Raw genomic sequence first — 21,548 nt, forward strand, 5'->3', positions numbered from 1 at the left:
TTCCGATCACCTTCTTAAGATCATCTTTAACTATTCCTATGCTTAAACATTAATAAATATTTTTTGATTACCCAATATCAAAAAAATTTTATAATTAATTATATTGTATATAAAAAATTACTGCAGTAGAAGAACGCATTTTTCTGAGTTCATATTTTATTGTAATTGATAGATATAATAACCTTCCTCATCTATGATTTTAGTAAAGTTATTATCAAGATATTTCTTATATTCACCATTGTCATTGGCAATCCAGCCTTTCATCGGAACAAAATATTTCGCTCCATTTTTAATATAATAGTCTATCTCTTCTACAGGGTCCTTAGGAATATAGTCGTAATATTTTATATTAGCTCTCCAGCCCTTTCTCTCACAAGCATTCAGCAAAGCAGGATCAGGTGTTCCTACAACAATTAAATCTTCTTTTTCTGTATATTTTTTAACCATATTGGCTTGTTTAATGATTTCAGTTTTTTCAATATAGAATGGTACCAAGCTGATATAAGCAGAATAACCGACCCATATCATAATTAATGTCATCCATACTCCTCCATATTTATGTCTCCAAATCATATTTAATGGTTTAGATGCCATCAATGCAATCAGCGGACCAACAAATATCAAGTAGTAATATAAACGAATCACTGCAACAATCAAAATCAATTCCAAAGCCATGGCTCCTGCCCAAATCCCGATAGGAAATTCATCTTTCCAATTCATCAAAATCAATCCGATTACAGACAAGCATAATAATTGCAAAGTATAGCCTTGAGGAAGTTTATCCCGAAAAAATTCCATGGCTTCTCTCGTAAAGAAATCCTGAAAAAATCTTACAAAAATATGTTTTTGGGCAATATCATTTACAAATTTGAATTCTGCAATGTTTTTGATCCAATGAAAATACAAATAAGGTGTCCCAAGAGAAATAATCCCAAAGCAATATAATTCCCAAACCTTAAAAATTTTCATTTTATATTTATGTATTGCCATCGCTAACATGGGTATACCAATAAAAATCGTAGGGATCTTTTGAGAAATGGCCAAAGCAGTAAAAATTGAAGCAAGAAAAATATACTTTCTCTGTACTTTTTCAATCCAGACAACAAAGAAGTAAAAAGCCCCCAAATAAAAAAATAATGCCGAAGATTCAGGCATAATTGCGCGGGAGAAGAAGATGTTTATTGGAAAAATACCATAAAGAAGAAGAGCTATTCTGGATTGCTCTATTGAATAATATTTTCTGGCAATTAAATATAAAAAAACACAAGAACCTATAAAAAATGAAATTGGAACAATTCTGGCAAGCATATATTTATACCCAAAACATTTATACAAAATGGCAATCAGAAATGTGGTGACTTGGAATTCTAATTGAACATAATTTGGCATCGGTCCATCGTAATTAAATTGGGGATAAAAAATATTAAATCTGTGTTCAATAAAATTACGGGCAATGGATTCTGTATCAGATTGCCTCCACCTTTCTCCTTGTTCATAGGGAGATTGATTAATATATGGAATTCTAAGACATAAAATCAGACAGATAATAATAAACGTGATTAGTTTTTCTCTTATCTTAGACATAAACCACCCAAACCCCCAAAACGATTAAAACTGTTCCAAGAATTTTACGTAACGAAATTTCTTCTCCAAGCAAAAAAACAGACATAATCATGATGATAATATAATTTAAACTAACCAAAGGATAACTATAGCTTAACTCATTTTTCGTGAGTACCTTAATCCACAATAGAAAACTCACTGAAAAAAGTATGATTCCTAATATAATTTGAGGTATTTTTATAATATGAATTATATCTTTCGGTAACGTCTTAAAGGAAAACGGCAGTTCTCCTAATTGATCCGCTCCGACTTTTAATATGACCTGACCAATTGCCCCCAAAAAAACCGATAATAAAGCAACCCATATATTCTTCATAATAACCTCCATGTATGTATATTTCATTTTATCTTTGCCCTGCTTTCTTTAAAGTTGGTTTCCGTACTCTGCGCAACAAATCAAAATAGCCTTTAATGGTCTGGGCAACTTTCATTTTGCTTTGGCTGTCTTTTAAGTGATACTCGAGCATCAATGGATATTCGGCCGCTTTTATACCGATTTTGCTAAAACGGGCTAAAATTTCCGCCATACAGTCAAATCCGTTGGTCGTGATGAGTTGATTTTGATACAAAGCCATCGATTGACGTAAATAACCTATACGATATACTCTAAAGCCTGAAGAATAATCATTGATATTTTTAATATTGAAAAATAATTTAAAAAAATATTTCGCTCCCCTGCTATAAATTCTTCTTATAATAGGTACTCCAATCTCCTTTCCCCCTTCTGCAAAACGAGAAGCAATAATAAGATCTAATCTTTCTTCATTCATCTTCTTAATCATGTCTATAATATGGGAAGGATTATGAGTATTATCTGCATCCATTGTAACGAGAAGATCTTCATCATTGGCATACTTTATGACAGTGTGAAACAATGTATTAATGGCAGCACCTAAGCCTCGATTGGTCTCATGATGAATAGAACGAATATAATCATACTTTTTGCTGTACTCATCTAAAACTCTTCTTGTTCCATCTGTACTTCCATCATTAATTACAATCACTTCTAAAGGTTGGTCAATAGATTCACGGACATATTGAATTTTTTCCAAAACTGCCGGAAGTGCTTTTTCTTCATTATATGCAGGAAGACCGATAAATACTTTAGAATTCATTGATGCCCTTCTTTCTTTATACTTTTCTTTAATTTATTCTGTTCACTATTTTTCATTTTTATGAATAAAAAAAAGCACTTTCCTTGATTGATATACTATCTCTTAAGGAAAAGTGCTTATAATTCATATTTTAGTTCTTGTCAAATGAATATTGATTAATAGATCATGCAGCCTTTCAAAAATTAAACCTGCTACAAACCATGCCGGAGCATAATCTAAACGAATAAAACCATTTATTGAATACGGGGTTCCGCTGTAATCCCAGGGACAAACTCCTATAAGCATTTGCAGAGCCCAACCGGTAAAATATTCTATAAAAAAGATTAAAACGGTGTATACACCTCCTCGGATGATAACCGGCCAGCTTCTCATTTTATTATGAATTGGTTCAAAGAAAATAGCTAATCCATATATTGGGAACATCCAAATATATGTTCCACCTTCTAAAACAATATTTCCCTTTAATAAAGAACCTAAACCTGTCCAAATAATTTCCAAACACCATCCAGCTAATCCATATATAATAAATCTTTTTTTCATATGGATTATTTTGTTCCAAAATAATTATAAATATTTATAATGAAGCTTTTCCCAATTTATCTTCTCTTCAGCAATTCATTGCAAAGGTCTTCCCATTGAACACCTGTTTGCACCATAACAACCATCAAATGATACAGAAGATCAGATATTTCATAAGTAATTTCTGCTTTGTCATTATTCTTTGATGCAATAATCACTTCTGCAGTTTCTTCTCCTACTTTCTTTAGCATTTTATCAATTCCCTTATCAAAAAGATAATTTGTATAAGAACCTTCTTTAGGATTCTTTCTTCTGTCCACTATCACATCATATACTTGTTGTAAGACTTCAAATTTATCTTGATTTTGATCTTTGGCTTCTTTTTCGACCAATTCATTATTTTTAAGAGAGCGATAAAAGCAAGTACGATTGCCTGTATGGCATGCAGCTCCTATCTGTTCAACTTGGATTAAAATTGCATCTAAATCGCAATCAAAAGAAATCTCTTTTACTTTTTGAAAATGTCCGGAAGTTTCCCCTTTAAGCCATAACTTTTGCCTGCTTCGGCTATAATAATGAACATTTCCAGTTTCTAAAGTTTTTTGCAGTGCTTCTTTATTCATATAAGCAACCATTAGCACTTCTTTTGAATATATGTCTTGAGTAATTGCAGGGACTAATCCCTGGGCATCATATTTTATATCATCGATGATCTCCATATTATTCAGTCCTCCTGTTTATAAACTATAAGTTATATTCTAACTGGTACATTTTTTCTTTTAAGATATTCTTTTAGATCTTTAATTTCCATTTCTTTAAAGTGAAATAAGGAAGCAGCCAATGCTGCATCCGCCCCACCCTCTGTTAATGCCTCATAGAAATGCTCCATCGTACCTGCTCCACCAGAAGCAATAACAGGAATAGAAACGGCTTGAGAAATAGCTTTGGTTAGCTCTAAATCGTATCCTGCTTTCGTTCCATCACAATCCATGCTTGTTAAAAGTATTTCTCCAGCTCCTCTTTTTTCTGCTTCTATTGCCCATTGTACAGCATCTTTTCCAGTATTGACACGACCTCCGTTTAAATATACGTCCCAACCAGTATTATCTTTTCTTTTTTTTGCATCAATTGCCACTACAACACATTGATTTCCAAAGCGTTCTGCTGCTTCTGTAATAAGCTCTGGTCGCTTTAAAGCAGCAGAATTGACAGAAATTTTATCTGCTCCTGCACTTAAAATGTTTCTAAAATCATCGATACTTCTAATACCCCCTCCAACAGTAAGAGGTATAAATACTTTTTCTGCTGTTTTTGCAACAACATCGATCATAATTCTTCTGTCATCTGATGAAGCAGTAATATCCAAAAACACAATTTCATCTGCCATAGCTTCATTGTAAGCTGCAGCAATCTCAACAGGATCTCCTGCATCTACTAAATTTACAAAATTAACACCTTTAACTACCCTTCCATTGTTAACATCTAAGCAAGGAATGATTCGCTTTGTATGCATCATCTCACCTCGATTCAAATCGCTGAATTGCCTGTGCTAAGTCTATAGTCCCCTGATAAAGTGCTTTTCCAATAATAACGCCTTCTGCACCAATTTGGCTTACCTTCTCTAAATCCGATAAAGCAGCTACCCCTCCAGAAGCAATAATATCCATATCAGTTTTATCAATTAAATCTTTCGTAGCTTCAATATTGACGCCACAGAGCATGCCGTCTTTAGAAATGTCGGTATAAATGATCGTTTTAACACCGATTTTTTTCATTTGAAGACATAAGTCCACTGCTGATACATCGCTTAATTCTTCCCAACCTTCTACAGCAACTCTACCGTCTTTGGCATCTATTCCAACAACAATTCTCTCAGAACCAAAGAGCTTGATTGCTTCTCTCACTAAATCCGGGTTTTTAACTGCTGCAGTCCCGATAATCACCCTATTCACTCCTAAAGACAGTCTGTCTTTGATGGAATCAATTGATCTGATCCCTCCTCCGGTTTGAACAGGCACATTCATATTTTTAACAATTTCTTTGATGACATTTTTATTGGCCTCTTCTCCTGATAATGCTCCGTCTAAGTCCACAATATGAATAAATGAAGCTCCTTTTTTTACCCACTCTTTTGCCATATCAACCGGATTATCGCTGTATACTGTTACATGATCAAATCGCCCTTGAGAAAGTCTTACGCATTTTCCACCTTTTATATCAATCGCTGGATAAATTCTCATTCTTTAATCCTCCAAAATTTTTTAATATCTTAAGGCCTATATTACCACTTTTTTCAGGATGAAATTGAGTTGCATATATATTTTTATTTTGTGCCGCCACTTGTATTTCCTTGCCATAAAAGGTTGTTGCAGATACAACCGAAGCATCCGTTTCCAAGTGATAGGAATGCACAAAGTAAACATAAGGTTCTTCCGGCAGTCCTTCAAATAAGGGTGCTCGTTTTTCAATCTTTAAGGAATTCCATCCTATATGAGGAACTTTAACGGTATTAGGAAGCTTTACGATATTTCCTTTTAATAATCCCAACCCCTGATACTCACCATATTCATAACTTTTTTCAAAAATCAGGTGCATACCCAGGCAAATTCCTAAGAATGGTTTCCCATCTTCTACTGCCCTATAAATCTCTTCATCCAGTCTTTTTTCCTGTAAAGTTTTAATGGCATCACGAAATGCTCCAACCCCCGGAAGAACAACTTGATCTGCTTTACGTATTTCTTCTTTATTTTCAGTAACCTGTGCTTCATATCCTAAAAATTCAAAAGCTTTCTGGACACTTCTCAGATTTCCCATACCATAATCAATAATTGCAATACTCATATCACACCTCCAAAATGCCTTTGGTAGAAAGCACTCCCTCAATTCTGGCATCTAACTGTGTGGCTTCATCCAATGCCTTCCCAAATGCTTTAAACATCGCTTCAATGATGTGATGATTATTTTTTCCGCTTAAGACTTTTATATGAACATTCAGTCCTCCATGAATACATACTGCTCTAAAAAACTCTTCCACTATCTCTGTATCCATTTCTCCAACTTTTTCCACAGTAAATTGTGCATCAAACCCCAGATATGGGCGGCCAGACAGATCGATGGCGCACAACACCAAAGCATCTTCCATAGGTAAAATCATGGAACCATACCTTTTGATACCTTTTTTATCTCCCAGAGCTTTAGCAATACACTGTCCCAGAACGATGCCTACATCTTCTATGGTATGATGGCAGTCAACTTCCAAATCCCCTTTGGCTTCAACATTTAAATCGATGAATCCATGTCTGGATATATGAGTTAACATATGGTCAAAAAAACCAATACCCGTTTTTATATGAGAGATCCCCGAACCGTATAAATTGATAGACATTTTAATATCTGTTTCGTTAGTTTTTCTATGAACCTGAGCTTTTCTTTCAAGCATTTTATATTCTCCTTTACTGATCTCATAGAATTTACCGACACTTACCTGATCTAAATGATGATGCTTTTTAAAACCTTCAATAATTTTTCGTTTTGTTCTTTAGTTCCTACAGTAATCCTAAGTAATAACGTTCCTTCACAGACACCAAAGGAACGCACAAAGATTTCTTTTTTCTCTAATTGATTGGCCAGCTCAGAATTCTGAGTTTCAATTAAGATAAAATTGGCATCAGAATCAAAAACTTTAATATTGGGAATTTTTCTTAATTCCTTGATTAAATACTCTCGTTCAGTTTTAAGGTAATCTATTCTTTCTCGATTGACTTTTTCGTCTTGTAATACCCATGTTGCTATTTTTTGAGAAAGCACATTGAGATTATAAGGGGGTTTCGTTAAATAGATAGCATCTATGATCTCCCTGTCTCCAATACCATATCCTACTCTAAGGCCCGCCAATCCATAGGCTTTTGAGAAAGTTCTAAAGACTACCATGTGAGGATATTTCTCTATAAGAGGAATCATAGTTTCATTAGAAAATTCGCCATAAGCTTCATCAATAAGAATAGGACATTTCACATTTTGGGCAATTTCCTCAATTTGCCTGGTTGGAAGCAGATTACCTGTAGGATTATTTGGAGTGCATAAAATGAGTATTTTAGAATTGTACTTATTACACGTTTTAATGATCTCGGAAACAGGATAGGTATAATCCTCATTCAATTTAACTTCTATCGGTACCCCGTGATTTAAAATAGTTGTGGAGCGATACATGCTGAACGAAGGATCAGGTATTACAACCCTGTCCCCCGGTTCCAGAAACACTTTCATCATACAGTCAATAAGCTGGTCTGAACCTACTCCACAGATTACATTTTCCACATTAACTTTCCAAAAAGAAGCCAGAGCTTCTCTTAATTCTGTCGAATCCGTGTCCGGATAGAGGTTGAGATTTTCTTCCTTTTCAATCCATTGGATCAATTTACTTTTTACATTCTCACTTAGAGAAAAAGGACTTTCATTGGCATCCAACTTAATCTTCTGAGGTCTGAATGCTGCATGATAGGGTTTAAATTCTCTCAGCTCTTTCCTTATATAGTCTTTAAGCATTTTCAAACCTCACTCTCACTGAATTCGCATGAGCCGTTAATGCTTCAGCTTCTGCAAAAATAATGATATCATCACTTAGTTCTTTTAAAGCCTCTTGCGGAAAGAAGATCACACTGGATTTTTTCATAAAATCATCTACATTAAGAGGAGAGAAAAATTTAGCTGTTCCACTGGTAGGAAGAACATGGTTAGGCCCTGCCATATAGTCCCCTAGAGGCTCTGGCGAATAATGTCCTAAAAAGATTGCCCCTGCATTTTTAATTTTAGGCAGTAAAGAAAGTGCCTCCCTGGTGCAGACTTCCAAATGTTCTGGTGCAATCTTATTGCTGATTTCTATGGCTTCATCTATGGTATTAACGATGATAATAGCCCCAAAATCTTTTAAAGAGTTTGTGATAATTTCTTTTCGAGAAAGCTTTTCTGTTTGTCGAATCAATTCATCTTTTACAGCATAAGCTAATTCCTTACTGGTTGTTACAAGAATGGATGAAGCCAATTCGTCATGCTCTGCCTGGGATAACAAATCTGCAGCAACGAATACTGGATTTGCACTGTCATCTGCCACCACCAGAATTTCACTGGGCCCTGCGATGGAATCAATACTTACATGGCCAAATACAGTTCTTTTAGCCAGAGTGACAAAAATGTTTCCGGGTCCTACAATCTTATCAACCTTAGGAATGGTTTCTGTTCCGAAAGCCAGGGCTGCAACTGCCTGAGCTCCTCCTATCTTATATATTTCTGTAACACCACTGATCTTAGCAGCTACTAATACGCCTGGATTAACACTACCATCTTTTTGAGGAGGAGTTACCATTACAATTCTTTTTACTCCTGCAACCTGTGCCGGAATAACATTCATAAGTACTGAAGAAGGATAGGCAGCTTTACCTCCGGGTACATATACTCCAACGCTTTCCATAGGCATTACCATTTGACCTAATATGGTTCCTTTTTCATCCGGTGCAATCCAACTGTTTCCTTTTTGTTTTTCGTGAAAAGATCTAACCCTGTCAGCTGCTTTTTGAAGAATGGATATTAATTTTTCATCCAGTTTTTTATAAGCTTCCTGAATTTCATCTTCTGTGACTTTGATCGTTTGGGATGTCAAAGATACTTGATCAAATTGACGAGTATAGTCTAAAACTGCTTCATCCTTATTATTGCGTACATTGTCTATGATATCATCCACTATATCCTGTACATTTTTAAAATTCAGCTGGGATCTTTTCAACAATTCCTCTATAAAAATTTCAGCTTTATAATCCTGATTATCTATTATTCTTATCATTTTCTCACCCTATTCATTGATTACTTTTTTTGCTTTTTCAATAAGATCAGTTATTCGATCGTATTCCATTTTCATGCTTACACGATTGACCACCATTCTGGCAGATAAAGGACATATCTCTTCTAACACAAATAACCCGTTTTCCTTTAAAGTACTTCCAGTTTCAACGATATCAACGATCACTTCTGCCAATCCAACAATAGGCGCCAATTCTACAGAACCGTTTAGTTTAATGATTTCTACAGTTTGCTGCTTTTTATGATAAAAATAATCACTGGCTATATTGGGATATTTGGTGGCTACCCGCAATAAATCCTGACCGCTTTCCAATTTTTCTTTCATTTCTTTTGGACCTGCTACAACCATACGACATTTCCCAAAGCCTAAATTGAGTACTTCATATAAATTCCTTTTTTCTTCTAACAGGGTGTCTTTTCCTACCACCCCTATATCTGCTGCCCCGTATTCTACATATGTAGGTACATCCGTAGCCTTTGCCAAAAAGAATTTGAGTTTTAATTCTTCGTTAGTAAAAATTAATTTTCTCGATTTTTCTTTCATTTCCTCGCAAGTAAAACCAATAGACTCAAGTAGTTCCATGGTTTTATCCGCTAATCTTCCTTTGGCCAGGGCAAATGTTAAGTATCTCATTCAGTCTCCCCCTTATCTGCCTTTTGAATCAATTCTTCCACAGTCGTCCTTATGGTTTGATTAGTCATTAAGTTAATAAGCTGTACATTTTGATCATCTTCAAAGTATAATATTCCTCCTATGTTCTTTGAGCGGGCATACTTTTTATTTTGTTCTATATCTTCATGAATTAAACTATTTTCAATATACATGCCCTGGCTTCTAAGGAGGTCTCCAGTCATTAATGCTTGCTTCCTTCCTTTTGGTTCATAAACCAGAAGGGTATCTACTTTCCAGACAGGTATCTCTATTTTTTGCCTGTTAATGGCATTCATAAGTTGTTCTACAGTAATTCCAAAGCCTACTGCAGGACAATCTCTCCCAAATTCTCCAACCAGTCCGTCATAGCGCCCTCCCTCTAAAATCGTAAAACCTGTTCCATAAGTGTATCCTCTAAAAATAATTCCTGTATAATAATTGCTTCTGCTGACCATTCCAAGATCAAATGAGATATATTTCTCAACACCATAATCACACAAAATCTCATAAACTCTTTTTAATTTTTCCAAAGCTTCTTTTGATCTTGAATTATTGGTTAAGTTCTTTGTTTTTTCTATAACATCTATTGAGCCACAAAGTTTAGGCAAATCCAAAAACAGTTGTTTTAAGTCAGAAGCAATAGGAAATTGCTCTATAAACTCTTCTACTCCAATAAAATCTTTATTTTCAATTAATTGTCTGATCTCTTCTTCCTCTTCTGCACTTAAACCAGCCTCTTCTAATACCCCTTTAAAAAAATCTATCTGACCTAAATCAATTTGAAACTCATTAAGTCCTGCTGCACTTAAGCTGTTGACCGCCAAAGCAATGACCTCTGCATCGGCTTCATCAGAATTCATTCCCAACAATTCTACTCCTGCCTGAGAAAACTCTCTTGTCTTTCCCTGATAACTTTCATTATATCGAAATGCCTTATCAATATAACAAAGACGGATAGGTTTTGATTCATCTTTCAGTGTCGTAGCAGCCATTCTGGCAATAGGAGGTGTCATATCAGGTCTTAGAGCCAGAATTGCTCCTTCTCTGTCAAAAAACTTATACATATGTTTCTGCTGAATCTTACCATTATCCTCTGAAAAAACATCATAATACTCAAAAGTAGGCGTTTGGACATTATAATATCCATATCTGTTAAAAACAGATTCAATCCTTCTCTCGATTTCTATCTTTTTAGCACATTCTCGGGGAAGCAAATCTCTGACTCCCTCTGGCGTATGAAGTCTATAATCTTTCACAGTAGCCCTCCTTTACTGATGCATCTCTTTATCAGTGTGAAGTTATAAATTAATAAATTACAAACATTATATAACTAAATAGATATTTTGTCAATTTTTTCTTATATAAGAAATCGAGTTCTTTTCATTTGTGAAATAAAAATTTAGGTATTTGGAAGTAGGATAAGTTTTTTTGCAAAATAATAAAATCGCCCGGTGGGCGACTTTATTATGATTATTATTCAATTTACAATAACTTTTACTCATGAGACAGGAAAGTTTTAATTTTATCTATAATCATAGAAAGTGCAACACTGTTAAATCCACCTTCAGGAATAATAACATCGGCATTCTTCTTACTGGGTTCAACAAATTCTTCGTGCATCGGTTTTACAGTTGTGAGATATTGATTGATGACTGAATCTAAATCTCTTCCTCTTTCCTTTACATCCCTTAAAAGTCTTCGAATCAGTCGTACATCTGCATCCGTATCAACGAAAATTTTAATATCCATTAAACTTAACAACTCTTTATTTTCGAAAATTAAAATTCCCTCTACAATAATTACTTTTGCCGGTGTAATATGTACCGTTTCTTTTGTTCTTGTATGCTCCACAAAAGAGTAGGAAGGGCGGTCTATGCTTTCTCCATTTTTTAGTCTTTTTATATGAGAGACCATCAGTGCTGTATCAAAAGCATTGGGATGATCATAATTTAATTTTTTTCTTTCTTCCAGAGGCAAATGATCATTAGACTTATAATAATGGTCATGACTAATTGTAACGACTTCATTATTAAATTCTTCTTTTAATCGATTGACTAAAGTTGTTTTACCAGATCCCGTTCCCCCGGCTACACCAATAACAATTACATTCCCCATAATTTCTCTCCTCAATAGTTTTATGATTTAAATGTCTTCTCTATTATATATAAATTTCTTCTGCATTAAAAGATATTTATTTGCAGGAATGAAATTTATTTTTATCCAATATTCATACTCTATATTGCAAAATGACTTAAAGATTTTTAAAATAAAAAAGATATATAAGGATAATAGCTTCCTTATATACCTTTTTCTTGAATCTTAATTTGATTATTCTTGGAATCAATATACATATTAAAGTTACTGCCCTCTATCAAGTTTTCTAATGAATAATATGCATTCTGATTCACCCAGATTGGTTTTTCTTCATCGATCTCAAATCCCATGTCATTCCATTCATATTTTATAACTTTTTCGGAAATATATATTTTTTCATTTTGCTTATAAATAGGATAGTAGCTGACAATCCACTGCTTTTCTACGGCAGATGTAGTTTGGATGTCAAGGGAATCAATAAAGTAATGATCCTTCAAGGCTTTTTTATAAGCTTCTGTCAGTTGGCTCTCACCAGTAATTTTAAAATTGTCTTGTCCCATTCCATCAGGAGCAACCTCAATATTGTCAAAATCCATATAGTTTATGCCTTTAATTTGAGGATAATGAGTTCTTATAGTATTATAAAGGGTAGTAATTTTTTGAGCTGCTTCGTCTATGTAATATCCATGGTCTTTGTTGGAATAATGGGATATTCCCAGCTGCGAAATCATCATTGGTTTTTTCCCTTGAAAAGTATAATAAATATAATCTATATCTTCAAATACATTTCTGTCATTCTTTTCATTACGAATATAAATTGAATCATAAACATCTATACCTATCCAGTCCACCGCTTCATCTCCAGGATAATATGTCAAGCTGTCTTTGCAATTTTCCAAATTGACGCTCCATATAAAAGCTACATTGGGAGCATATTCTTTAAAAGTTTTCCTTGCTTTTAGAAAGAAGTCTTTGTATTCTTTCGGGTTGTCGTATTGATGTGGATTAGGATAAAACTGAACAAACATAGGAATGAAATAATAGCCGAATTCTTTTGCGGTTTCTTCCAACAAATAATCCTGATAGGGAAAATCTTTTGAAGGAGGTTGTAAAATAATGCATGGCGTCTTCATACGAGACGTACACTCTAAAACCCATTCAATCGGAAAAATAGCACCTAATCTCATATTTCTTAAATAAATAGCGTGACTGATTTCAGTAATTTTTTCGAAAGTTTCAATGTCAAAATTAATATCGGAATTTGATAAAATATAAGCCCCCAGATAGCAGCCTTCTTTAGGCTCATATAAACTGAGCGGTCTTGAAATACTCCTGTAAAGTTTATAATCGGTTATTTCAATAATCGCCTGAGCTGCTGATACTTCTTTTTCTTCTGTATCAGTTATAGGCGCGTTATCTTTTTTTGATGTACTGCAACTTGTTAAGAATAAAAATAAAAAGATCATCATATGAGAAAGTTTCAGCTTCACACAAATCCCTTCCTTCACATGATATCTTTTCCATTTATATTATTTTTTATTCCTATTTTGCTTTTTTCCTACAAGATATGTGTTCAATGCCTCGAGATAGTGAATATAGGCTCCTCCTTTACTGAATATTTCTAATTCCTTCGGAAATGCTTCATAAGGAATGGATTTTCTTCCTCCCTCCTGAGCCCTGTCCCAGTATTTTTTCAATATTTCAAAGGGCAACATGAAATACTGATCGTATTCGATAAAGTAAACCAGCAGAAATGCTACGCCGTCTTGTTTTTGAAAATCTTCCATGAACAGAATTTGATGAGGGTGAATATTCTGTATAGGCAAGCTTTTCTTGCTTGTCTCTTTTGCATCAAAACATATTGGAATGCTCTGTACAACCCCAATATAGTCTACGGTACTTTTTTGGTCAAAATATGCTAAAGTGATGGTTCTGCTTTTTTGATCAATTTGAATAGGTTTAATTGGGGTAGGCACTTTTTGAATCACTGCCAAGCCCCTTGACCTATATCTTTCATTGGTAAAATTAATCAGTTCTTCTAATGTACTTCCTCTTAAACCTCTGGTGTTCCAGTATCCCATAATAACACTCCAAATTCTTTTTTTACTATATTAGCATAAATCTTAAATCTATTCATTGAGTATTTTGTAAAAATGTATTATACTTAATAGTGTAAGGAGGAATATGTAATGATTGGTATAAAATGGATAATTAAATTATGTGCCTTTGCTCAGGAAATTTTTCAGTATCTGTCTATGGATTTAGAAAATCAGGCTGTTTATTTAGAAGAAAAATCAAGATATAGGATGGCAAGAAAAAAATATATGCTACTCGATAATTATGAAAAAGTCATTGACTTAAGTCGCCGTCTTCAAGACTATAAGCAAGTATTCATTTATCAAGTAAAAAACAACCAAATATATGAAGCGATGCAAACAGCAGAAATCTATGAACTGTATGAACTGGGCGCTCCCCTTTGCGAGAAAGAAGGAGAGTTTATTAAAGCTGCTCACATGTACTCCTACTTCAATCCTATCAAAGCAGCATCCCTATATAAACAAGAACGCATCTGGGATAAAGCCGCTAATTGTTACATAAAGGCTATGCAATGGCTTAGAGCAATCGAATGTATCGAGCACATTTCTTCGGAAGAATTAAAGAAAAAATATTATAAAAAAATTGAGCAAATAGGTGAGGAATTGTCTTCAAAAGGAAATTATGAAGAGGCCATAAAACTTTTTACACGAATCAATTCTTTAGAAAAAGCTTTAAATCTTTCTGAGCAAATAAAGGATGAAAATACTTCTAAGATTCTTTATGAGCAATTGGCAAGACAAGCATTGGATCAGAATGATATTCAACAAGCTGCGTATTATTATGAAAAATTGGATACTTCAAAAGCCTTTTCATTATATATAAAAATACAGGATATTGATAATGCTGCACGCCTGCTGATCAATCAAGAGAAATGGGAAGAAACTGTATATTTGTATTTAAAAAATGAAAATGAAGACAAGGCTATAAAAATTGCAAAAGAACATAATTTACATGCTCTTTTACTTTCATATTATAAAGAAAAGAAAAACTATGAAAAAATCTTATGGATTTTTGAAGAAACTAGTAATATCAATGAAGGTATTAAATATTTTAAAGAAGAAAATATGCTTGACTATGTTGCTCATTTGGCAAAACTACTGCCAAAGTCTTCTGAAACAGCTGCTGTTTTAAAGGACATTGGATATTATGAACAAGCAGCCCATTATTATCTTTTGGAAGACAATAAAGAAGAATGTAAAAATTGCTTGATGCTGTCCGGTAAAACTCCGTTAGAAATTGAAAATTACTTTTTTATTAAAAATTATCCTGCATAATTTTAGGGTGAACAATGTTCACCCTAATTATATTTGAAAATATTTTTTAAAAATCAATCTTTAATTTTTCTTTGTCGCAAATCTCTCTGTATATATAGGGCAATTCTGCTTTAAAACTATGATTTTCCAAGTACTTGAATTCCTCAGGGCATTCTGTAAACTTTACTTTATAGGCATGTAAAAACTGATGTTTCAAATGATATTTGGCTTTAAAATAAGCATTAACTTTATTGTCTCCGTACTTACTATCTCCAATAATCGGATGGTTTATTTTAGAAAGATGGGCTCGAATTTGATGGGATCTTCCTGTAATAAGTTGTATTTCTAAAAGCGTATAATGAGAATTGCTTACTATGGGCCTGTAATGGGTTTCAACATATTTGCTTCCCTCTTCGTACGCATCAATGATTTCTACTTCATTTGATTTTATGTTCTTCTTATGATAGCCTTTTAAAACTCCCGGTGTTTTTATAACACCTTTTACAATGGTTAAATAATACTTTTGGATTTTATTCTCTTTAATCATCTGATTCATCGTTTGAAGTGCGTTGAGCGATTTCCCCACAATAATGATCCCACTGGTATTTCTGTCTAGACGATTACAAATAGCAGGCGTAAAACCCGTAGCTTTTTTAGGGTTGTAGTCTCCTTTATCTACTAAATAAGACAAAACTTCATCCATCAATGTATTTTTATCATTATTTTTATCTGGATGAACAAGAAGCCCTAAAGGTTTATTGCACAGCAAGATATGCTCATCTTCAAATATGACTGAAAATGTTTTGTTGACTTTACGGACATATTTTTGCACACGAAATTGATCAATTGTCTCATCTGCTAGGTACAACTGTATGATATCACCTATTTGGAGTTTTTCATTTCCTTCTCCCTTTTTACCATTATATTTAATCCGCTTTTTTCTAAGCATTTTGTATATGAATCCCTTAGAACTCTGGTTCAAATATTTCATTAAAAATTTATCCAAACGTTGATTGGAATCATTCTGTGTAATGTGTATCTCTTTCATCTGCTCACCCGTATCTTCTTTCATATCTTGATCATAAGAAAATCGCCTGAACAGGCGATTTTCTTATGATTATTTCCTTAAGATTATTTTCTTATGATTACAAAGTTATCGCTCAATATTAACTGTATTGGACTTCGCATCCCAAAGCACCTTATAGCCTAACTTTTCAAATTCTCTTGAAGGGATATAGGAAGTTCCACCAATAACTTTAGCATTTAAGTAATTTTTTGCACCATTTTTCTCTACATAAGGTTGCTTTTTGGCTGAATCCCAATTTATATTTTCTCCTAATATGTTGCCAATCTCTTTTAAAGGAAGGTAAGAAGTTGAGTCAATCACTTTTATACCAAGTTTTCCTTCTTGATTACCTGATGTATAAGAACCATTCTTCAAATTAATATTTAATTTAATTGGTTCATTAATAGCGGATTCAGCTATCTTTCTTAATTCAGTCATTGTTAAGATATTCTCTGTTGGAACTGTAAAAGTAACAGAATCAATTCCCTTAACTGTTTGCTTTACTATGCAAGAACCCTTAAACGATTTTTCAGCATTTGCAGCATCATGATAATTAATTTTTCCACTAAAATCTACAACATATGCATTATCTTTTGTTTTTTCAAGAGAATATTCAAACTGAGATCCTTCCCACATGCTAATTGAACTGTCAACAGCCGATAAACCAAGATCAATTTGAGATTTATATAATTCTTTATTATCTTTAATATTATTCACCATACTATTTAAAAACATATTAACTTCATTAATTTTATCATTATCCAGTCCAAGATTAGGTATTTCTTGCTTTAAATAAACGTCCAATTCTTCAATATGATCTATTGAGTATTTAAGGAAAGAAGCAAAAACATTTACTGTATCCTGTAATGACAAAGAAACAGTATATTTATTATTGCTTTCTTTAACAATGCCCATTTCATATTCATCGTATACTTTTTCCATTAAATCTTTGTAGTTCTTTTGCCATTCTTTATTCATTTTAACAAAAGAACCAAGATCAAAATATACTTTAGTTAATTGCTCTGCAAGAAGTTCGCTGTTATACAATTCTGTAAACATATCCTTCATTTCTTGCCTGTCAATACTTATGTACTGAACACTCGCAAATTCCCGATCAATTTCACGGTTTGTCTCTTCGTTTCCGAAGCTTTTTATGTAATTAAAAAAATCATCCATTTTTAAGTAAACTTTATTTCCATCGCTTAAGACTGTCAAAAGTACTTTTTGCTCTCCGGTGTTCTTATTTTGAATATAGTTTGTAAAAATTAATTTTGAAGCTACAGTATCAATTTTTGCATCAAAAGTAAAATTATAATTATTAAGAATCGATTGAACTAGAGACAGCTCTTGTGACGATAATCCAAATAGTTCGGGATCCACTTGGTCCAGAGAAAAACTCATTTCTCCAGTAATTTGATATTTATCTAAGCCATTCATTTCTTGCGAAAGATTATAAAGTCCCTTTTCTTCTTTACTACATCCCGTTAACAAAGAAAAAATCATAACCATAATTAATACCAGTGGAAAAACCCTGATCTTTTTCATTAACATACCTCCATTCACACTTTTAATTTATTCCAGATTAATCATATCATAGTATAATAAAAACTACAATGATAATTTATCCTTAAAACAGGCGAATATTATATTGCAGCAGTCTTCAGTGCTTCTACAAATACCTCCTGGCTTTCTGAATCTCTTACTTCTTTATTTTCCAATCGTTTTAATAATTGATTCAATTCCCCTTTTGCACCTTGAATAAAGATCACCTTATCTTTCAAGCCTTTTTGCTTTGCAATTCTTTTCATAGTTTCTATATTTTTGCTGGTGTTTTTATGTTCCTTATCCAAAATGCAATAAATATGCTGATCACTAATAAGCACATGATCAATAGAGGTCATCCCCTTACTATCGCCAAATAAAGCACTGTTCCAAACAATATAAGCATGAGGAAGACTTTCAAGCTGTTTCGCCACCTCACGGCTTCCATCTTTAAACGGAATAATAGAAATGTATTGAACACCATTCTGTGCAACAACCAAAGTAAACAAGATCGCTACAAGGGTAAAAATATTGTTTCTGGTCTTAGTTAAAATTAGTCCTAAAATAAATATTCCCAGCATAATACTTAAACTGATTGCCGTACGAGTAAAATATTTGAGCTTTCTTTTCTTTATGTAATCTGCTTCTTGTATAACCTTTGCCATTTTATGCCCCCATCTCTGTTTTGATTTTTCATTAAATGAATGCACTCGTACCTTAGTGTATCAAAAAAAATGAAAAAAGAAAAGTCTGCATAAACACAGACCTTTCAAAATTATTTAAATACATCAATTAAGTGTTCAAATATGTCTTTGTTTTCTTTAATGACATCTTTATTTCCCATTACACAAATATAATTCTGCTGTGATAATTCTTGCATCATCTTTTTATAATTTATAATATCTTTTTTTCTTGTGCCTAAGATCTCATCTCTTTCTTTTTGAATATCTTCATAAGTTATTTTACTGATGTACTGAGATACGGCCTTTTCTCCTTTCATGGAAGGGCTAAGAGGGAAATCATATTTGCTGATGGTGCCTATAATATATTTTGTCATTTCTCTTTCATTAGCATCAAATTTTTCAAGATATTCTCCTGCTTCATCATATACCTTTAATGTCTTTTTTAAGTTAGGATCTCTGTAGGAAGAGAAATAGACATTTCCATTTCTTGAAAAGTTAATAAATGCACCATAAGCTCCACCTTGAACACGAACTCTGTTCCAAAGATAATCTAACCCGATAATGGTTTTCAATACTTGAAGGCTGCCTGAATAAGGATATCCTAATTCTAAGAAATTATAACCTTTTGCCACATATTGAATATCACTTTGAGTCATTAATCCTTCATTCTTAATGGAAAAATCAAAAGAATATTTTTGCTGTGTAACAGGAGCAGTATTCAATGAACCAAGTAATTCCGTTATATGTTTTTGGAACTCCACGTAATCTTCTTCTTGAGCAGTTACACCAATAAGCAAATTATTCACATTAAAAATTTGATTTGCTGCTTCTTTTAAATTTGCAATCAATTCTTTCTTCCTGGATTCAAAGTTTTCTTCAATGTCCTCTACAAATTTGTAGAACGAAAAACCTTTCAATATTTCAGCAAACTGACCTTTCTCTGAAAAATAAGCCAAAAGTCTGTCAGAAACAACACTATGCCCCTGGCTATTTAATGCCATCTCCATACGGGATTTCATTTCTCTGATGATCTCTAAAAGACGTTTGTCATTTTCAAAAGAAGTTGCAATAATAATTTCTTTCATCAAACCAATTAATTGAGGAAGTTTTTCAGTAAGAGCTTTTGCTTTTACAATAAATTTGCTTTCATAAGCTTTTGAGTCACCATTCATACCATAAGTCTCTGCATAGAAATGTATACCCCCGGTATGGATATTGATTTCATTAGCTAAATCAGCATAAGAATACTTTTCAGTATCCATTTTACCTAAAATACCAACTAACATTCCTGCATATGGAATAAGTTTTTGCTCTACAACTTTCAAATCAAAATAAAGATTCAGATAGGTGATTTTATTTGTAAACAAAGGATGGAACAATACTTTTACATCATTTTCTACCTTTTCTTCCTGGGGTATTTTTTCTGCTTCCTTATTAATATCACTTAAAGATAACACTGGTATTTTTTCTATATCTTTCGGATCATCTGGCGTCGTTTGTCTTTCCTTTAATTTTTCCGTTTGATGAATTAGTTCGTTAATTTCTTGATCTGATAACTTAGCTTTATACTCTGAAAGTTTTTGCTTAACTTTTTTAGTTCTTTCTTCTAATAATCCCTTTTTAGGATTGAGTATAAGCAAGGTTCCATGAGTATTATCAAGAATGTATTTTCTGATTAAATTTTCAAAATAAGGAGAGGTAAAACTTTCTTTGATTTTTTCTAATGTAGGCTCATATTGAAGATTGATCAGAGGATCTGAATCATAGAGCCAACTGTCCATCACCTTAATGGCATATATAAGCCCCTTTGGATAACTTCGAGTATCTGCTTCACGAAGAGAAAATTCCTTTGAATTTACTGCAGCTTGAATAAGCTTTTTATCAATTCCGTCATTGACCAATTTATTTAAGGTATCATATACTGTTTTCTCAAATAATTCTTTTTTATCCTTATCAGAATTTTTAACCACAATGCTGAAAATAGGCTGCTGAATACTCATGTCAAAACTGCCAAAAACGTCTTTTCCGATTCCAGCGTCCAATAATGCTTTCTTAAGAGGAGCAGCCGGAGTTTCAAGAAGCAAATATTCCAAAATTTGAAAAGCTAAATATATTTCCGGATTTGTTGATCGATCTATTGCATAATTTAAACTTAAAAAAGTTTTTTCTCGTTCTCCTTCTTCAGGAGAGATTGGATAATCCACATGGATTTCTTTGATCTTATCAAAGGATTCTTGAATGGGTATTGATGAATCAATATCCTGCTTATCAAAATTGCTTAAGTATTCTTCGTTAATAAACTTCATCTGTTCTTCAAGATTTCCATTACCATAAAGGTATATATAACTATTAGAAGGATGATAATATTTTTTATGGAAAGCAAGAAAGTCTTCATAAGTTAAATCTGGAATATATTCCGGATCTCCTCCCGATTCTACACCATAAGGTGTGTCAGGCAATACTGATTCCTGAATCTTTCTAAAGAGAATGGCTTCGGGTGATGAAAAAGCGCCTTTCATTTCATTGTAAACGACTCCCTTATAGGTTATATCATCTTCTGGTTTCTCCAACTCATAATGCCAGCCTTCCTGCATCAATATTTCCGGATATTTGTAAATATTAGGGTAAAATACCGCATCAAGATATACATCCATTAGATTCATAAAGTCTTTTTCGTTGGTACTGGCAATTGGGTACATTGTTTTATCAGAGAAAGTCATAGCATTCAAATATGTATTTAATGAACCCTTTGCCAGTTCAACAAAAGGATCTTTAGCCGGAAACTTTCTGGAACCACATAATACCGAATGCTCTAGTATATGAGGCAGTCCTGTACTATCCGTTGGAGGTGTTCTGAATGTAATGGCAAATACTTTGTTTTCATCGTCATTTTCTATATTAAGTAATTTAGCACCACTTTTTTCATGAACAAACAGGCGAGCTGTAGAATTCAATTCTTTAACTTGCTTTTCATCAAGCAGTTTAAATCCATGTATTATACTCTTTAATTCCATGCACTCATCTCCTAAATTTCTTTTTTAGATTTATATT

The 21,548-nt window shown here is 33.2% G+C and carries 21 protein-coding genes; 1 reads left to right on the top strand and 20 read right to left on the bottom strand.

Annotated features, from left to right (window positions below):
• Window positions 1–156: 156 nt before the first annotated feature.
• From JOD07_RS05235 to JOD07_RS05310, 16 genes are all read right to left on the bottom strand, one after another.
• A complete protein-coding gene (locus JOD07_RS05235) occupies window positions 157–1,584 on the bottom strand; it encodes an ArnT family glycosyltransferase (RefSeq protein WP_158738861.1) in 1,428 nt (475 codons plus the stop codon).
• Window positions 1,577–1,939, bottom strand: a complete 363-nt coding sequence (locus JOD07_RS05240; protein ID WP_158738860.1) for an EamA family transporter — start codon at window positions 1,937–1,939, stop codon at window positions 1,577–1,579. The genes JOD07_RS05235 and JOD07_RS05240 overlap by 8 nt, the downstream gene beginning before the upstream one ends.
• Window positions 1,940–1,967: 28 nt before the next feature.
• A complete protein-coding gene (locus JOD07_RS05245) occupies window positions 1,968–2,738 on the bottom strand; it encodes a glycosyltransferase family 2 protein (RefSeq protein WP_158738859.1) in 771 nt (256 codons plus the stop codon).
• Window positions 2,739–2,861: 123 nt separating this feature from the next.
• The gene (locus JOD07_RS05250; protein ID WP_158738858.1) at window positions 2,862–3,278 is read right to left on the bottom strand and encodes a putative ABC transporter permease; all 417 of its coding nucleotides are present in this window, start codon (window positions 3,276–3,278) and stop codon (window positions 2,862–2,864) included.
• A gap of 56 nt (window positions 3,279–3,334) precedes the next feature.
• On the bottom strand, window positions 3,335–3,976 hold the full coding sequence (gene hisIE / locus JOD07_RS05255; RefSeq protein WP_204612634.1) for a bifunctional phosphoribosyl-AMP cyclohydrolase/phosphoribosyl-ATP diphosphatase HisIE: 642 nt from the start codon (window positions 3,974–3,976) through the stop codon (window positions 3,335–3,337).
• Between the two features lie 32 nt (window positions 3,977–4,008).
• Window positions 4,009–4,770, bottom strand: coding sequence for an imidazole glycerol phosphate synthase subunit HisF (gene hisF / locus JOD07_RS05260; RefSeq protein WP_158738857.1), 762 nt, complete (start codon window positions 4,768–4,770; stop codon window positions 4,009–4,011).
• Window positions 4,771–4,774: 4 nt separating this feature from the next.
• A complete protein-coding gene (gene hisA / locus JOD07_RS05265; RefSeq protein ID WP_158738856.1) occupies window positions 4,775–5,497 on the bottom strand; it encodes a 1-(5-phosphoribosyl)-5-[(5-phosphoribosylamino)methylideneamino]imidazole-4-carboxamide isomerase in 723 nt (240 codons plus the stop codon).
• Window positions 5,475–6,098: an imidazole glycerol phosphate synthase subunit HisH gene (gene hisH, locus JOD07_RS05270; protein WP_158738855.1), complete on the bottom strand. Its 624-nt coding sequence runs from the start codon at window positions 6,096–6,098 to the stop codon at window positions 5,475–5,477. Before hisH ends, hisA begins: the two co-directional genes overlap by 23 nt.
• Window position 6,099: 1 nt before the next feature.
• The gene (gene hisB / locus JOD07_RS05275) at window positions 6,100–6,696 is read right to left on the bottom strand and encodes an imidazoleglycerol-phosphate dehydratase HisB (protein ID WP_158738854.1); all 597 of its coding nucleotides are present in this window, start codon (window positions 6,694–6,696) and stop codon (window positions 6,100–6,102) included.
• Window positions 6,697–6,746: 50 nt separating this feature from the next.
• On the bottom strand, window positions 6,747–7,802 hold the full coding sequence (gene hisC, locus JOD07_RS05280; protein ID WP_158738853.1) for a histidinol-phosphate transaminase: 1,056 nt from the start codon (window positions 7,800–7,802) through the stop codon (window positions 6,747–6,749).
• Window positions 7,795–9,090 carry a histidinol dehydrogenase gene (hisD, locus tag JOD07_RS05285; RefSeq protein ID WP_408609338.1) on the bottom strand — a complete coding sequence of 432 codons (1,296 nt, stop codon included), beginning with the start codon at window positions 9,088–9,090 and terminating at the stop codon, window positions 7,795–7,797. Before hisD ends, hisC begins: the two co-directional genes overlap by 8 nt.
• Before the next feature lie 12 nt (window positions 9,091–9,102).
• Window positions 9,103–9,744: an ATP phosphoribosyltransferase gene (gene hisG / locus JOD07_RS05290; RefSeq protein ID WP_158738851.1), complete on the bottom strand. Its 642-nt coding sequence runs from the start codon at window positions 9,742–9,744 to the stop codon at window positions 9,103–9,105.
• The gene (gene hisZ, locus JOD07_RS05295) at window positions 9,741–11,018 is read right to left on the bottom strand and encodes an ATP phosphoribosyltransferase regulatory subunit (RefSeq protein WP_204612642.1); all 1,278 of its coding nucleotides are present in this window, start codon (window positions 11,016–11,018) and stop codon (window positions 9,741–9,743) included. Before hisZ ends, hisG begins: the two co-directional genes overlap by 4 nt.
• A gap of 238 nt (window positions 11,019–11,256) precedes the next feature.
• Complete coding sequence (gene udk / locus JOD07_RS05300; protein WP_274596552.1) at window positions 11,257–11,892, bottom strand: uridine kinase; 636 nt, start codon at window positions 11,890–11,892, stop codon at window positions 11,257–11,259.
• Between the two features lie 167 nt (window positions 11,893–12,059).
• Window positions 12,060–13,346, bottom strand: coding sequence for a glycosyl hydrolase (locus tag JOD07_RS05305; protein WP_158738848.1), 1,287 nt, complete (start codon window positions 13,344–13,346; stop codon window positions 12,060–12,062).
• Window positions 13,347–13,385: 39 nt separating this feature from the next.
• Complete coding sequence (locus tag JOD07_RS05310) at window positions 13,386–13,937, bottom strand: Holliday junction resolvase RecU (protein ID WP_158738847.1); 552 nt, start codon at window positions 13,935–13,937, stop codon at window positions 13,386–13,388.
• 108 nt (window positions 13,938–14,045) lie between these two features.
• On the opposite strand from JOD07_RS05310, the gene JOD07_RS05315 reads away from it, so the two are divergent.
• On the top strand, window positions 14,046–15,227 hold the full coding sequence (locus JOD07_RS05315) for a hypothetical protein (protein ID WP_204612644.1): 1,182 nt from the start codon (window positions 14,046–14,048) through the stop codon (window positions 15,225–15,227).
• Between the two features lie 46 nt (window positions 15,228–15,273).
• Here JOD07_RS05315 and JOD07_RS05320 read toward each other — a convergent pair whose 3' ends face one another.
• From JOD07_RS05320 to JOD07_RS05335, 4 genes are all read right to left on the bottom strand, one after another.
• A complete protein-coding gene (locus tag JOD07_RS05320) occupies window positions 15,274–16,278 on the bottom strand; it encodes an RluA family pseudouridine synthase (protein ID WP_243144504.1) in 1,005 nt (334 codons plus the stop codon).
• 81 nt (window positions 16,279–16,359) lie between these two features.
• Window positions 16,360–17,817 (bottom strand): copper amine oxidase N-terminal domain-containing protein, encoded by a 1,458-nt coding sequence (locus JOD07_RS05325; RefSeq protein WP_158738845.1) that lies wholly within the window; start codon window positions 17,815–17,817, stop codon window positions 16,360–16,362.
• A 98-nt stretch (window positions 17,818–17,915) separates the two neighbouring features.
• The gene (locus tag JOD07_RS05330) at window positions 17,916–18,479 is read right to left on the bottom strand and encodes a nuclease-related domain-containing protein (RefSeq protein WP_158738844.1); all 564 of its coding nucleotides are present in this window, start codon (window positions 18,477–18,479) and stop codon (window positions 17,916–17,918) included.
• Between the two features lie 110 nt (window positions 18,480–18,589).
• Entirely contained in the window at window positions 18,590–21,511 is a 2,922-nt protein-coding gene (locus tag JOD07_RS05335) for an insulinase family protein (RefSeq protein WP_204612646.1), read from the bottom strand.
• Window positions 21,512–21,548 lie beyond the last annotated feature (37 nt).

The organism is Defluviitalea raffinosedens (genome assembly GCF_016908775.1).
Classification (GTDB): Bacteria; Bacillota; Clostridia; order Lachnospirales; family Defluviitaleaceae; genus Defluviitalea; species Defluviitalea raffinosedens.

Excerpts from the sequence above, each read along its gene's own strand:
- JOD07_RS05235 (WP_158738861.1), bottom strand. The coding sequence starts at position 1,584 with ATGTCTAAGATAAGAGAAAAACTAATCACGTTTATTATTATCTGTCTG.
- hisF (WP_158738857.1), bottom strand. The coding sequence starts at position 4,770 with ATGCATACAAAGCGAATCATTCCTTGCTTAGATGTTAACAATGGAAGG.
- hisC (WP_158738853.1), bottom strand. The coding sequence starts at position 7,802 with ATGCTTAAAGACTATATAAGGAAAGAGCTGAGAGAATTTAAACCCTAT.
- JOD07_RS05320 (WP_243144504.1), bottom strand. The coding sequence starts at position 16,278 with ATGAAAGAAGATACGGGTGAGCAGATGAAAGAGATACACATTACACAG.
- JOD07_RS05240 (WP_158738860.1), bottom strand. The coding sequence starts at position 1,939 with ATGAAGAATATATGGGTTGCTTTATTATCGGTTTTTTTGGGGGCAATT.
- hisG (WP_158738851.1), bottom strand. The coding sequence starts at position 9,744 with ATGAGATACTTAACATTTGCCCTGGCCAAAGGAAGATTAGCGGATAAA.
- hisH (WP_158738855.1), bottom strand. The coding sequence starts at position 6,098 with ATGAGTATTGCAATTATTGATTATGGTATGGGAAATCTGAGAAGTGTC.
- JOD07_RS05330 (WP_158738844.1), bottom strand. The coding sequence starts at position 18,479 with ATGGCAAAGGTTATACAAGAAGCAGATTACATAAAGAAAAGAAAGCTC.
- JOD07_RS05245 (WP_158738859.1), bottom strand. The coding sequence starts at position 2,738 with ATGAATTCTAAAGTATTTATCGGTCTTCCTGCATATAATGAAGAAAAA.
- JOD07_RS05315 (WP_204612644.1), top strand. The coding sequence starts at position 14,046 with ATGATTGGTATAAAATGGATAATTAAATTATGTGCCTTTGCTCAGGAA.
- hisB (WP_158738854.1), bottom strand. The coding sequence starts at position 6,696 with ATGCTTGAAAGAAAAGCTCAGGTTCATAGAAAAACTAACGAAACAGAT.
- JOD07_RS05335 (WP_204612646.1), bottom strand. The coding sequence starts at position 21,511 with ATGGAATTAAAGAGTATAATACATGGATTTAAACTGCTTGATGAAAAG.
- JOD07_RS05250 (WP_158738858.1), bottom strand. The coding sequence starts at position 3,278 with ATGAAAAAAAGATTTATTATATATGGATTAGCTGGATGGTGTTTGGAA.
- JOD07_RS05325 (WP_158738845.1), bottom strand. The coding sequence starts at position 17,817 with ATGAAAAAGATCAGGGTTTTTCCACTGGTATTAATTATGGTTATGATT.
- hisA (WP_158738856.1), bottom strand. The coding sequence starts at position 5,497 with ATGAGAATTTATCCAGCGATTGATATAAAAGGTGGAAAATGCGTAAGA.
- hisIE (WP_204612634.1), bottom strand. The coding sequence starts at position 3,976 with ATGGAGATCATCGATGATATAAAATATGATGCCCAGGGATTAGTCCCT.
- JOD07_RS05310 (WP_158738847.1), bottom strand. The coding sequence starts at position 13,937 with ATGGGATACTGGAACACCAGAGGTTTAAGAGGAAGTACATTAGAAGAA.